The sequence below is a fragment of the Aeromonas sp. TECH754 genome (assembly GCF_056279295.1).
In genome coordinates this window covers 2848591-2861900 of sequence record NZ_JBWBRA010000001.1, presented here as the reverse complement: position 1 = coordinate 2861900, position 13310 = coordinate 2848591, and the positions used below count along the sequence as shown (strand labels likewise).

General features: G+C 62.4%; 12 protein-coding genes and 1 pseudogene. 1 reads left to right on the top strand and 12 read right to left on the bottom strand.

Translation table 11 applies throughout. The annotated features are described in order from the left end of the window. Positions 1 to 59: 59 nt before the first annotated feature. The 10 genes and pseudogenes from panF to torC all read right to left on the bottom strand — a co-directional run bounded on the left by panF (position 60) and on the right by torC (position 11602). A complete protein-coding gene (gene panF, locus ACZ9IL_RS12870) occupies positions 60 to 1517 on the bottom strand; it encodes a sodium/pantothenate symporter (RefSeq protein WP_476003860.1) in 1458 nt (485 codons plus the stop codon). A gap of 86 nt (positions 1518 to 1603) precedes the next feature. Beyond that, complete coding sequence (locus ACZ9IL_RS12865; protein ID WP_476003859.1) at positions 1604 to 1852, bottom strand: YhdT family protein; 249 nt, start codon at positions 1850 to 1852, stop codon at positions 1604 to 1606. Between the two features lie 115 nt (positions 1853 to 1967). Next, complete coding sequence (accC, locus tag ACZ9IL_RS12860; RefSeq protein ID WP_476003858.1) at positions 1968 to 3308, bottom strand: acetyl-CoA carboxylase biotin carboxylase subunit; 1341 nt, start codon at positions 3306 to 3308, stop codon at positions 1968 to 1970. Between the two features lie 15 nt (positions 3309 to 3323). Further along, the gene (gene accB, locus ACZ9IL_RS12855; RefSeq protein ID WP_476003857.1) at positions 3324 to 3785 is read right to left on the bottom strand and encodes an acetyl-CoA carboxylase biotin carboxyl carrier protein; all 462 of its coding nucleotides are present in this window, start codon (positions 3783 to 3785) and stop codon (positions 3324 to 3326) included. Positions 3786 to 3821: 36 nt separating this feature from the next. Further along, a complete protein-coding gene (gene aroQ / locus ACZ9IL_RS12850; protein WP_033132428.1) occupies positions 3822 to 4271 on the bottom strand; it encodes a type II 3-dehydroquinate dehydratase in 450 nt (149 codons plus the stop codon). 263 nt (positions 4272 to 4534) lie between these two features. Continuing rightward, entirely contained in the window at positions 4535 to 6481 is a 1947-nt protein-coding gene (gene acs, locus ACZ9IL_RS12845) for an acetate--CoA ligase (RefSeq protein ID WP_476003856.1), read from the bottom strand. Positions 6482 to 6737: 256 nt separating this feature from the next. Next, positions 6738 to 7107, bottom strand: a pseudogene (locus ACZ9IL_RS12840) (hypothetical protein). A gap of 48 nt (positions 7108 to 7155) precedes the next feature. Further along, positions 7156 to 7824: a molecular chaperone TorD gene (gene torD, locus ACZ9IL_RS12835; protein ID WP_476003855.1), complete on the bottom strand. Its 669-nt coding sequence runs from the start codon at positions 7822 to 7824 to the stop codon at positions 7156 to 7158. A gap of 98 nt (positions 7825 to 7922) precedes the next feature. After that, the gene (torA, locus tag ACZ9IL_RS12830; RefSeq protein WP_476003854.1) at positions 7923 to 10415 is read right to left on the bottom strand and encodes a trimethylamine-N-oxide reductase TorA; all 2493 of its coding nucleotides are present in this window, start codon (positions 10413 to 10415) and stop codon (positions 7923 to 7925) included. Between the two features lie 23 nt (positions 10416 to 10438). After that, positions 10439 to 11602, bottom strand: coding sequence for a pentaheme c-type cytochrome TorC (gene torC / locus ACZ9IL_RS12825; protein ID WP_476003853.1), 1164 nt, complete (start codon positions 11600 to 11602; stop codon positions 10439 to 10441). A 146-nt stretch (positions 11603 to 11748) separates the two neighbouring features. On the opposite strand from torC, the gene torR reads away from it, so the two are divergent. Next, complete coding sequence (torR, locus tag ACZ9IL_RS12820; protein WP_476003852.1) at positions 11749 to 12462, top strand: two-component system response regulator TorR; 714 nt, start codon at positions 11749 to 11751, stop codon at positions 12460 to 12462. An 81-nt stretch (positions 12463 to 12543) separates the two neighbouring features. Here torR and ACZ9IL_RS12815 read toward each other — a convergent pair whose 3' ends face one another. Both ACZ9IL_RS12815 and ACZ9IL_RS12810 read right to left on the bottom strand, forming a co-directional pair. Continuing rightward, positions 12544 to 12948, bottom strand: a complete 405-nt coding sequence (locus tag ACZ9IL_RS12815) for a GFA family protein (RefSeq protein WP_476003851.1) — start codon at positions 12946 to 12948, stop codon at positions 12544 to 12546. A 26-nt stretch (positions 12949 to 12974) separates the two neighbouring features. Continuing rightward, entirely contained in the window at positions 12975 to 13265 is a 291-nt protein-coding gene (locus ACZ9IL_RS12810) for a hypothetical protein (RefSeq protein ID WP_476003850.1), read from the bottom strand. Between the last annotated feature and the right edge of the window lie 45 nt (positions 13266 to 13310).

The window sequence follows — 13310 nt, the reverse complement described above, 5'->3', positions numbered from 1 at the left end:
CAGTTTACCCGCAAGGCACCCATTTTGGGATAGGAAAGATCCCTTTATTGCTCTCTTTGTTATTTCTGATCAAATAATCGGCGAACGGCCTGATCCGGTGGCGGGGTCAGCAGGCTCACAAGCACGAAGGCCACCAACCCCAGTCCCAGGCTCGGCACTATGGCGTGCAGGCCGGCTGGCTTGATCTCCCACTGACTCAGCAGGCCGTAACAGAGGATGCCGGAGACCATGCTGGCCAGGGCCCCCGGGCCGTTGGCCCGCGACCAGTAGAGGCCGAGCACCAGCGGCCAGAGGAACACCGCCTGCAGGCCGCCGAAGGCGAGCAGGTTGAGCCAGATGATCATCTCGGGGGGCTGCAGCGCCGCCAGCAGCACCAGGGTCCCGAGGATCAGGGTGCAGAGCAGGGAGAGACGCGGCACCCGCACCTCCAGCTTCTCCTGCTTCGGATTGAGGTAGTTGAGGTAGAGATCTTTCACCAGGGTCGCCGAGGCCTGGATCAGCTGGGAGTCGATGGTGGACATGATGGCCGCCATGGGGGCCGCCAGGAAAACCCCCGCCAGCCAGGGCGGCAGTACCTCCATCATCAGCGAGGGCATGATCTTGTCCGGGCTGTCCATGCCGGGCAGGATGGCGCGGCCGAGCGCCCCGGCCAGGTGCATGCCGAACATCAGCAGGGCGCTGACCACGGTGCCGATCAGGATGCCGCGGTGCAGCGCCTTGCTGTCCCGGTAGCCGAAGCAGCGCAGGGCCGAGTGGGGCAGCCCCACCACCCCGACGCAGACCAGCACCCAGAAGCTCAGCATGAACGGCTGGGTCAGCATGTCGCCTGCCCCCTGCGGGCTCACCAGCTTGGGATCGATCTCCTTGAGTTGATGGATGAGGTTCGGCAGGCCGTCGCCGGCCACCAGGATCCCGGCCAGCAGGGCGCCTGTGCCGATCAGCATGATGATCCCCTGCAGGGCATCGGTCATGACCACCGCACGAAATCCGCCGATCACGGTATAAAGCAGTACGCAACTTGCAAAAAGTAGCAGGCCCTGCTGATAACTCAGGCCGGTGGCGGTCTCCAGCAGGCGTGCCCCGCCGATAAATTGCACCACCATGGTGGCGATGAAGGCCAGAATGATGGTGACCGAGCCCAGTACCACCACCCACTTGCTGCGATAACGGGCCCACAGCATGTCGTTGATGGTCACCGCGTTGACCCGGCGGGCGATGATGGCGAACTTCTTGCCAAGAACCCCCAGGGTGAGCCAGACGGTGGGCAGCTGGATCATCGCCAGCAGCACCCAGCCGAGGCCAATCTTGTAGGCGGCGCCCGGCCCGCCGATGAAAGACGACGCCGAGGTATAGGTGGCCACCAGGGTCATGGCCAGCACCAGGCCACCCATGCTGCGGTTGCCGATGAAGTACTCCTGCACGAAGTCCCCGTTGCTGCGATGGCGGCTGGCCCAGAAGCCAACCCCCAGCACCAGTACCAGGTAGATGACGAGGGGGAACATCAGTTCAATATTCAAGGGAGTGATCCTCACTAGCCTGGGTGCTTGCGGCCAACAGAGGGCAGGCCAGGAGACGGCGGACGCTGCTGGCGTCTCTCATTGGCTCAAGACTCATGGGGTGGCTCCTCGGTATCGAGCGGGATGTCGATGAAGAGGCGATCCACCATCAGCGCGCAGAGGCCGATAAACAGCAGTGGCATCAGGATGCAGCTGAGCAGGAACCAGAGCGGCATGTCCCAGAGCTCGAGCTCCTCGGGGACGAAATAAGCCGAGCCGTACCAGGCGGCGAAATAGAGCAGGGTGAGCAGCAGGCAGAGGGCTGCTTCCCGACGGGCGAGTGCGAAACGGTTCACCTTGGCCTCCAACCATTTTGAGGGGCGCAAGGATAACAAAAAAGGGCCATGTCGCCATGGCCCTTTTTCAATTGCAGATCCTGTCTGGACCCGAGATTCTCTTGCAGAGAGCCTCTTACAGACCCAACTTCTTGTGCAGGTAGTGGATGTTGGTGCCACCGTGCTGGAAGTTTTCGTCCTTCATGATCTCTTTTTGCAAGGCGATGTTGGTCTTGATCCCTTCCACCACCAGCTCGTCCAGCGAGTGACGCATGCGGGCGATGGCGATGTCGCGGTTCTCACCGTAACAGATCAGCTTGCCGATCATGGAGTCGTAGTATGGCGGCACTTTATAGCCGGCATAGATGTGGGACTCCCAACGCACGCCCAGACCACCCGGCGCATGGAAGCGCTGGATCAGGCCAGGAGAGGGCATGAAGGTGGCCGGATCCTCGGCATTGATCCGGCATTCGATGGCATGGCCACGGATGCGGATGTCCTGCTGGGTGATCGACAGGGGCTGACCGGCGGCGATGCGCAGCTGCTCCTTGATCAGATCCACGCCGGTAACCATCTCGGTGACCGGGTGCTCGACCTGGATCCGGGTGTTCATCTCGATGAAGTAGAACTCGCCGTTCTCGTACAGGAACTCGAAGGTCCCCGCACCGCGGTAGCCTATTTCGAGACAGGCGCGCACGCAGCGCTCACCGATGAACTTGCGCATCTCTTCGGTGATGCCGGGTGCCGGCGCCTCTTCCACGACCTTCTGGTGGCGACGCTGCATGGAGCAGTCTCGCTCACCCAGGTAGAGGGCGGTACCCTGACCGTCTGCCAGCACCTGGATCTCGATGTGGCGCGGGTTCTCGAGGTACTTCTCCATGTAGACCATGTCGTTCTTGAAGAACTGGCCTGCTTCGGATTTGGTCAGCGCGATGGCACCGGCCAGTTCGGCCTCGTTGCGCACCACGCGCATGCCACGACCACCACCGCCACCGGCGGCCTTGATGATCACGGGGTAGCCGATCCGCTTGGCGATGGTGGCGTTGCGCTTGGCATCGCTGTCCACCGGACCGTCGGAGCCGGGCACGCAGGGCACGCCTGCCTTCTTCATCGCCTCGATGGCGGAGACCTTGTCACCCATCAGGCGAATGGTCTCGGCGCGCGGGCCGATGAAGATGAAGCCGGATTTCTCGACCACTTCGGCAAAGTCGGCGTTCTCGGAGAGGAAGCCGTAACCCGGGTGAATGGCGACGGCCCCGGTCACCTCGGCGGCGGCGATGATGGCCGGCACGTTGAGGTAGGATTCGCCGCTGGCGGGTTTGCCGATGCAGATGGTTTCGTCGGCCAGGAGCACATGCTTGAGCTCCCGATCGGCGGTGGAGTGAACGGCCACTGTCTTGATCCCGAGCTCTTTGCAGGCGCGCAGGATCCGCAGGGCAATTTCACCTCGGTTGGCGATGACTACTTTGTCCAACATGGGTGGTGTTTTCCCTTATTCGATGATGAACAGCGGCTCGTCGAATTCGACGGCCTGACCATTTTCAACCAGGATCGCTTTGATCACACCGGCCTTGTCGGACTCGATTTGGTTCATCATTTTCATGGCTTCGACGATGCACAGGGTATCGCCGACATTGACGTGCTGACCGACTTCCACGAAGGCCTTGGCTTCCGGGCTGGAGGAGCGGTAGAAGGAGCCCACCATGGGGGAGCGCATCAGATGACCGCTCGGGGTGGTGTCGGCTGCGGCAGGCGCGGCGGACTGAGCGGCAGCGACCGGGGCGGCAACTTGCTGCATCGGAGCCTGCTGCATCATCATCTGCGGTGCGACGCTAACCTGGCCAGAGAAATTGCGGCTGATGCGAACGGACTCTTCCCCTTCGGAGATTTCCAGCTCGGCGATGCCGGACTCTTCAACCAGTTCAATCAGCTTCTTGATTTTGCGGATATCCATTAGCATTCTCTTTCTTCTTTATCTGATCAGTGATTATCAAGCCGCGCGCAATTGATGCACGGCTGCGGTTAAAGCGAATTGGTAGCCATCGGCACCCAGCCCGCAGATCACCCCCTTGGCGACATCAGACAGATAGGAGTGATGACGGAAAGGCTCCCTGGCATGGACGTTTGACAGGTGAACCTCGATGAAGGGGATGGCCACGCCCAGCAGGGCATCGCGCAGGGCGACGCTGGTGTGGGTGAAGGCGGCCGGGTTGATGATGATAAAATCCACCTGGCCCATGGCCTGATGAATGCGGCCGACCAACTCATGTTCGGCATTGGATTGCAGGTGTTCCAGGGTGGCACCGAGTTCGCCGGCACTTTGCTGCAGATCGGCGACGATCTCATCGAGCGTCTTGCTGCCGTAGATGCCCGGCTCCCGCTTGCCCAGCAGATTCAGGTTGGGACCGTTGAGCAGGAGGATTCGGTGATGTTGCGACATATTGAGTGCATCCTCGATGATAATGCTGCTATCTATCAGCTATCTGTGGACTACCAGAAATCTAGCCATTTTCTGCGCAATTCGGTGTGCCCTGGCACACAGATTTCGCAATTATATTGATTTCGTGAAAATTAGCAGCATTTTACTGGTCTAATCTCTACATCTGTGTGTTTTTTAATCGGTTGGTTCGCGAGGTGCAACCTCGGATGCCAGAGATGACAAAGCCGGCGCAAGGCCGGCTTTGTGGAGGGCTGTGACAGGACTCAAGCTGCTTCCGACTTCTCGCGGATGAGCTTGTCGACCACGCCCGGATCCGCCAGGGTGGAGATATCCCCCAGGCTGTCGGTCTCGCCGGTGGCGATCTTGCGCAATATACGGCGCATGATCTTGCCGGAGCGGGTCTTGGGCAGCCCCTCGGCCCAGTGGATCACGTCCGGCGTGGCGATGGCGCCTATCTCCTTGCGCACCCACTCCTTCACCTCTTTGTGCAATTCGCGGCTCGGCTCTTCGCCGGCGATCAGGGTGACATAGGCGTAAATGCCCTGGCCCTTGATCTCGTGGGGCACCCCCACCACCGCCGCCTCGGCGATCTTCGGATGAGCCACCAGTGCCGACTCGATTTCGGCGGTGCCCATGCGATGACCGGAGACGTTCAGTACATCATCGACCCGACCGGTGATCCAGTAGTCACCATCCTGATCGCGACGGGCACCGTCGCCGGTGAAGTAGCGGCCGGGGAAGGTGGAGAAGTAGGTTTGCTCGAAGCGCTCGTGATCGCCGAACACGGTGCGCATCTGGCCCGGCCAGGAGTCGGTGATCACCAGATTGCCCTCGGTGGCGCCCTCCAGCGGCTCGCCCAGGTTGTCTACCAGCGCGGGTTGCACGCCGAAGAAGGGGCGGGTGGCCGAACCTGGTTTGAGTGCGGTCACGCCGGGCAGGGGGCTGATCAGGATGCCGCCGGTCTCGGTCTGCCACCAGGTGTCGACGATGGGACAGCGTTCGTCGCCTATGGTGCGGTAGTACCACTCCCAGGCTTCCGGGTTGATGGGTTCACCCACGGAGCCCATGATGCGCAGGCTCGAACGGGAGGTGCCTTCGATGGCGTCTCGGCCCTTGGCCATCAGGGCGCGGATCGCGGTCGGCGCGGTATAGAGGATGCTGACCTGATGCTTGTCCACCACCTGGCTCATGCGGTTGGTGGCCGGGTAGTTCGGCACCCCTTCGAACATCAATGTGGTGGCGCCGTTGGCGAGCGGGCCATAGACCAGATAGGAGTGACCGGTGACCCAGCCCACGTCGGCGGTACACCAGTAGATGTCCTCTTCGTGGTAGTCGAACACGTATTTGAAGGTGAGGGCGGCATAGACCAGATAGCCGCCGGTGGTGTGCAACACCCCCTTCGGCTTGCCAGTGGAGCCCGAGGTGTAGAGCACGAACAGCGGATCCTCGGCGCCCATGGCCTCGGCCGGGCAATCCGGGCTGGCGGCGGCGACGGCGTCGTGCCACCAGATGTCGCGATGGTTGTGCCAGGCGACCTGGCCACCGGTGCGTTTGAGCACGATCACCTTGTTGACCCGAGTCTCCGGGTTGGTGAGCGCCTCGTCCACGTTCTTCTTGAGGGGGATGGGGCGACCGCCGCGCAGCCCTTCATCGGCGGTGATGACGACCGAGGAGCCAGAATCGATGATGCGGCCGGCCAGGGCCTCCGGCGAGAAACCACCGAAGACGATGCTGTGCACGGCACCGATGCGGGTACAGGCCAGCATGGCGACGGCGGCTTCCGGCACCATGGGCATGTAGAGGCAGACCATGTCACCGCGCTTGACCCCCTGGCTCTTGAGCACGTTGGCAAACTTGCACACTTCGCTGTGCAGCTCGCGATAGGTCAGCTTGCGATCCTCGGCCGGGTTGTCCCCTTCCCAGATGATGGCGACCTTGTCGCCACGCTCTTGCAGATGGCGATCCAGGCAGTTGGCCGAGACGTTGAGCAGGCCGTCCTCGTACCACTTGATGGAGACGTGGCCCGGATCGTAGGAGGTGTTCTTGACTCGGGTGTAGGGTTTCATCCAGTCGAGGATCTTGCCCTGCTCACCCCAGAAGGCGTCCGGATCCTGCACCGATGCCCGGTACATGGCCTCATAACCTTCCTTGTCCAGCAGGGCGCCGTTGCCGATGTGGGCCTTGACCGGGTAGACCTTGTGCTCGCTCATCTCTCACTCCTGTGAATACATTTCTGTAATGTTTGAGTAACAACTTATACCTTTGGTGCCCGAGGGCAATTAGACTTTTGGATAGCGACGAGGGGGAATGATGGCCGGTGATGGGGCAGGGCATGTGACAAGGGAGAGGGAGCCGGCGGCTCCCTTTTTCGTGCCGTGGAGGCGGCACCATGGCGGTCGTTGTCATCTGGACGTGACACTGAACCATAGGGGGAGCTAGCCAGAGAGTGGCGCTAGATACAGTAGGTCAGCCTTTCTGGCGACCGAAGGCCTGCACGCCGCGCACCAGTACCAGCATGGCCAGCACGAGAAAAGGCAGGGCGAAGGCCATCAGCGGCAACCAGTGCGCATCGCTGCCGCTGCTGTGAATGAAATCGATCCAGGCTACCAGCAAGGCCAGCATGCCGGCTATCTGGAAGCGGCGGGCGCAGCACCACCTCCACCCCGAGATTCGCGAGGTAGAGGGTGAGCAGTATGCCGGCGAAACCGGTGAGCTGAGCGGCACCGTAGAGTTCCCTGTCCGGGTTGAACAACAGGGCTGCCAAGGGGAGCAAGCCCTGTTCCATCGGAATGAAGCTGAGCAGCCAGCAGGCGATCAATAACAGGGCTGTTTTCATGGCATCGACAGCCGGCAGTTGATAAGCAGCAAGGCTGTTTTCATCGGATCAGTCGGCGGCAGGGGCCGGTTTGACCAGGTTGAGGTAGTTTGCGTCCATGTGGAGGAAGACCCCCAGCAGACGGGCGCTGGCGCCGTAGAAACCGAATTTGTCGGCCTGGCGGCACGCCTGCTCGAAGCGTTCGAACCAACCGAGCAGATGCTGGTGCAGCAACGCTTCCTGCTCCTGCAACCACTGCGCCCGCTCATCCGCGGTGCCGGCCTCGGCGGCGCGGATGATGAGATTGCCCATCAGATCCAGCTCGATGGCCAGGTGGTCGGCCGGCTCCTTGAATTTGTCACTCACATCGATGCCAAGGCGCGTCAGGCGAGCCTGCATCTCTGTCATGGGGGACTGCATCAAGAGCCTGGCGTCCCCCCGATAGAGGGATTCATAGGGCAGGGCGCCCTGCTTGGGATCCACCAGGAACAGACCGGCGAAATCGGCGGCCAGCTCCAGTTGGCGATCCTGACGCACCAGCAGGCGGGCGATGGCATCGTTGAGCTCCGCCACGGCGTCACGCATGGGATCCAGCGTGGAGAGACTCTTCAGGAAGCTGCGCACGTCGTAGCTGTCATACTCGGCGATCTGCGCGTCGCTGAGCTCGGCGGCAAACAGGGTGGAGAACCACCAGTAGAGTTCGGCCCGGCGTTCGCTGGTAGCCATAAATTCCTGCATTCTTCCTCCGTGGATAACAATCGGGAGCCTGGATGGCCCCCGATTCTAACGACTTTAAAAATAAAGGAAACTCAAGGGGCGGTTTTGGCCGGCCCCGCTTACAGTGCCGGGAACATGGGGTCGATGCCGACCGCCGATCCCGGTGCACCAAAGGCGGTGACCGCCGGCGCCTGGCCCTGGAATTTCTCGATCTCCACCAGCGTGGTGTGGGCCGTGGTGGCCTGCGCCAGGCTGGAGGAGCCGATGTCCGCGGTCAGCACATTGGGGTCGCCATAGGTACAGAGGGTGCCCACCTTGCCCCCTTCCAGCGGACCATACCAGGCCCCCTCCTGGATGCGTACCACGCCGGGGGCATAGTCATCGGAGACCACCAGTCCCGCCAACACCTGGCCACGGCCGTTGAACACCCGCACCAGCTCCCCGTCCTTGAGGCCCCGCGCCTTGGCATCCTGCGGGCTCATGTAAACCGGCTCCCGACCCTGCACCGTGTAAGTGGCGCGGTAGGCATCCGAGGAGCAGAGCTGGCTGTGCAGCCGCTTGTCCGGGTGGCAAGACTGCAGGTGCAGCGGATATTGTTGGCTGCCCGGGCCGCCGTGGGAGCGCTCGAACGGCTCGATCCAGACCGGATGGCCGGGGCAATCCGCATAGCCGTAGTTGGCGATGGTCTGGGAGAAGATCTCGATGAGGCCGGACGGGGTGCCCAGCGGTTCCAGATCCGGCTCCTGGCGGAACGACTCGTGGCGCACCCAGGGCTGACCGGCGGGGAAGGTGACGAAGCCTTCTCCCTGCCAGAACTGGCTGAAGCGGGGCAGGCGGATGCCGATGCCACGGCCCTGCAGGCGAGCGTCGTCATAGATGCTCTGGATCCACTCCAGCTTGCTCTTGCCACCGGTGAACTCGGCCTCGCGATCGAAGCGGCGGCAGAGATCGGCGAAGATGTCGTAGTCATCGCGCGCCTCGAACAGCGGCTCCACCACCTTGCGCATGGCCAGGATGCCGGCGTTGGAGTGGGAGCCCCACTGCTCGATGTCGTCCCGCTCGTAGGTAGTGGTGGCCGGCAGTACTATGTCGGCGAAGCGGCAGCTCGCGGTCCACTGGTGATCCACGCTCACCACGGTTTCCAGCTTGCGCCAGGCCGCCACCATCTTGTTGCGATCCTGCTGGTGGTGGAAGGGGTTGTTGCCGCAGAACACCGCCATCTTCATGTCCGGGTAGGTGATGGTCTGGCCGTTGAAGGCGATGGTCTTGCCCGGATTGAGGATGCAGTCCACGAAGCGGGCCACCGGAATGAACTTGGAGTAACCCTTCCAGTCGCCGTCATGGCGCGGCTTGACGCCGGGGATGACGGAGCTGAAGCCGGACATGATGGGGCCTGTGCTGGTGAGAGTACCGGCGCCGTTGTAGTGCCAGCCAAAGCCATAGCCACCGCCCGGCAGGCCGATCTGGCCCAGCATGGAGGCAACGACCACCAGCATCCAGGCGTACTGCTCGCCGTGGTGCATGCGCTGCACGCACCAGCCGCCGATGAGCTGGGTGCGGCCAGCGGCCATGGTGCGGGCCAGCTCGCGGATGGTGTCGGCGGGCACGCCGCACAATTTGGCCGCCCAGTCGGCGTCCTTCACCTGACCGTCGCGGGTGCCGAGCAGGTAGGGCAGGAACTTGTCAAAGCCGGTGGTGTAGTTCTTCAGGAACTTCTCGTCGTGCAGCTTCTCGCTGTAGAGCGTGTGGGCGATGGCCAGCATCAAGGGCACATCGGTCTGCGGGTTCAGGGTGACCTGCTCGCAGCCCAGGTACTTCTGGGTCTTGGACTTGACCGGATCGACGCTGATGACCCGGATCTCGCCCTTGGCCACCTTCTCTTTGAGCTGGGCCCAGTAGTCGTAGACGCTGTGATCCGGCACCAGCCAGCCCACCTGCAGGTTCTTGATGGGATCCGAGCCCCAGATGACGATGGTCTTGCTGTGTTCCAGCAGCAGCGGCCAGGAGGTCTGCTGCTCATACACCTCCATGGCGCCCGCCACGTGGGGCAGGATCACCTGGGCGGCGCCGGTGGAGTAGTCACCGGCCTTGGCGAGGTAGGTGCCGTGCAGGTTCATGGCGCGGCCCAGCATGGCGCCGGCGGAGTGCAGCTTGCCCACCGATTGCCAGCCGGAGTGGCCTGCATAGAGAGCGCTCGGACCATGGCTCTTCTGCACCCGCTCCAGCTCGTGATAGAAGAAGTCCAGGGCCTGGGACCAACTCACCCGCACGAAGCGGTTCTGGCCGCGTTCGTGGGTGTCGGACTGGTGGCCCTTGCGCAGCCAGTCCAGGCGCACCATGGGGTAGCGGATGCGAGAGGGGTTGTAGACCACCTCGGCCAGCCCCTTGAGCATCTCGGTCGGGTGCTTGTCGTGCTCGAACGGCAGGGTCTCGACCCAGCGGCCATCCACCACCCGGGCGCGGAAGGCGCCCCAGTGGGAGCCCGATTGCACCAGCTTGTCACCGGATTCGGCGGCCATGACGGCGCGGCCGAGCAGGGAGGGGCCGATCAGGGCGCTGGCGCCGCTGGCCAGCAGGCCACCCAGGAAACCACGGCGGGAAATATTGATCATGATGTTATTCCTCTTTCGAATCCTTAGTGGCTACCCTGACCGCCGGTATCGGCGGCGTGGTTCTGCAGGTATTTGAGCAGGGTGCGCTCCTCTTCCTTGCTCAGGCGGTAGTAGGCTGACATCGCCTTGAGTCCGGAGATCCAGCCGTTGGCGGTGAAGTGAGCCGGGTTCGGCGCCGCGTGGCAGGAGTTGCAGGTGGATTTGTACATCTCGCCGGCATAGTCCCAGATGGGCTGCAACGAGGATTCAAGTCCCTTGCCATCGACCCAGGCCTGGACCCGTACCTGCTCCCAGGGGATCTGGGTCGCTTCATCCATCTGCTGCTTGAGCACCTGCTCACCGGCCTTGAGCTCATCGCGCAGGGTGGCGACGAAGACCCGCTTGCCCATGTATTCGCTCAGTACCCGGCCCTTGCCGCCCTGCTCGCGCCAGCCTTCGACCGCGACCTGCAGGCGATCGCCGCTGCGGGCCAGCACCTGGATGCGGGAGGCGGGCAGCAGCTTGCCGACGGCTTCGGTGCCCTGTTCATCGGCGTAGAGATCTTTCTCGGCCAGGGTGTAGAGCGCCTCGGCGGCGGGGGCTTCCTGGGCTGCCTCCTTGAGGCTGGCGAAGGTGGCGCGGAAGCCGCCGGCCATGTTCGGCAGCTCGTGGGCGATGCCCTTGTGGCACTCGATGCAGTTCATGTTCTTGGCGGCGGCGTCCTGCATGGCCAGGGCGGCGGCGGGGGACTGCTTGGCGTGATCCATGTTGTCGTAGCTGTGGCAGGACTTGCAGGTCTTGGAGTTCTGGCTGCTCATGCGGGCCCAGACCTTCTCCGCCAGGTGCAGGCGCCGGTCCTCGAACTTCTCCTGGGTGTCGATGCTGTGGCCTATGTACTCCTGATAGAGGTCGTTGGCGGCCTCCATCTTGCGGGACACCTTGCCGACGAAGTCCTTGGGCTGGTGGCAGTCGGTACAGACCGCTTGCACCCCGGAGGCGTTCTTGTAGTGAATGGACTCCTTGTACTCCTGGTAGACGGTGCTCTCCATGGAGTGGCAGGAGATGCAGAACTCCAGGGAGCTGGTCTTCTCGAAGCCGTAATGCAGGCCGACGGTGCCGGCCAGGGTCACGCCGACCCCGACCAGGATCAGCGCCAGCACCGACCAGCGGCGGCTGGGTGTGCGCAGGAAGTGCCACAGTTTTTTCATGGAAGGTCTCTCAGATCGCTTTTTTGATGTGAGCCATGATAGGGAGCGGCTGTGAACAGGGTTGCCGGTAAAAATTAATGAATTAGGGGTATTTATGAAAAAATGTGAATAGAATACTCCCCTCTTTCCCTGCTGCGAGCTCTGCCATGCGCCACCACATTCTGGTCGTCGAAGATGACGTCGTGACCCGCGAGAAGCTGACCGGCTATTTCGAGCGGGAGGGGTATCGCGTGACCGCGGTGGAGGACGGGCAGGGGATGCGGGCCGCCCTGGCGGAGCAGGAGATCGCCCTGGTGATGCTGGACATCAACCTGCCGGGGGAGGATGGCCTGCTGCTGACCCGCGAGCTAAGAGCCCGCAGCACGGTCGGTATCATTCTGGTGACCGGCCGCAGCGATGCGGTGGACAAAATAGTGGGGCTGGAGATGGGGGCCGATGACTATGTCACCAAGCCGTTTGAGCTGAGGGAATTGCTGGTGCGGGTCAAGAACCTGCTGTGGCGGATCACCCTGACGGCGCCGGCTCCAGAGGCGAGCGAACCCGATGACGATGCGGTCTGCTTCGGCCCCTGGCGCTTCGACATTCCCCGCCGTCAGCTCAGCAAGGACGGGGTGCCGGTGCGCCTCACCAAGGCGGAGTACGAGGTGCTGGTGGTGTTCATCGCCCACGCGGGCCGGGTGCTCAGCCGGGAGCGCATTCTTTCCCTGGTGACCCATCGTGGCGACGGGCCGAGCGATCGCACCATAGACGTGTTGATCCGCCGTCTGCGGGGCAAGCTGGAGGAGGACCCGCGGGATCCCCAGCTGTTTGTCACCGTGCATGGCGAGGGTTATCTGTTTGCCGGCCAGATAGCACCATAGGCAGTGAATCAGGCTATTTTTAGTGCCTTTGGTGAATTATTTGATAAGTAATATTGTGGTAAGTGGTGGGTTGTTCTGCCATCAGGCCGGTGGTCGGGTCTCGAACTGCGGGCAGTCGTCCCCTATCCGGTGCCAGGGGGCCTTGGAGCCGACGAAGATATGGAAGGCCGGCTGCTGACTCGGCACATCGTCCAGCACGCCGAGACGCAGGTTGATCTTGCCACTGCTGCGTTTCTGGCTGAACAGGCTGGAGCCGCAGTGGCGGCAGAAGACGAGGCTGGTTTCCTCCGTTTTCTGGAAGCGGGCCATGGCATCGCGGCCCTTCACCACCTCGACCTTGTCTCCATCCAACCCGCCCACCGAGGCGTAATCCGAGCCGGAAAACTTGCGGCACTCGCTGCAATGGCAGTTGCCCATGTAATCAAACTGATCCGGCAGCTGCAGACCGACGGCGCCGCACAGGCAGCTCGCGTGTAGCATCTTCATCTCTCTTCCTCGCGGGTGTCTCGGGCCTAGTGGTCATCGTCGGCGCGAAACAGCACCCGCTTGCACTTGGCACAGGCCCATTCGCGCCGGAAATCCGCCAGATGTACCAGGCCGACCTCCAGCAATTTGTGGTGACCGCAGTGGCGGCAGAACACTATCTTGCCGTCCACCGCCTCCGGGTGGTCGCTCAGGTACTGGGCCCGGGTGGGCACCTCCTCCCAGGGAGTGGCGGGGACGCGCTTGCGCTGATGGCTGTAGTAGATCCAGTAAAACAGAAAGAAGACCACCAGGATGATAAAGGTCAGCAGATGCTCCATCACGACTCTCCCCGTTTGCCTTGTGCGGTTTCAGACTTAAATCAT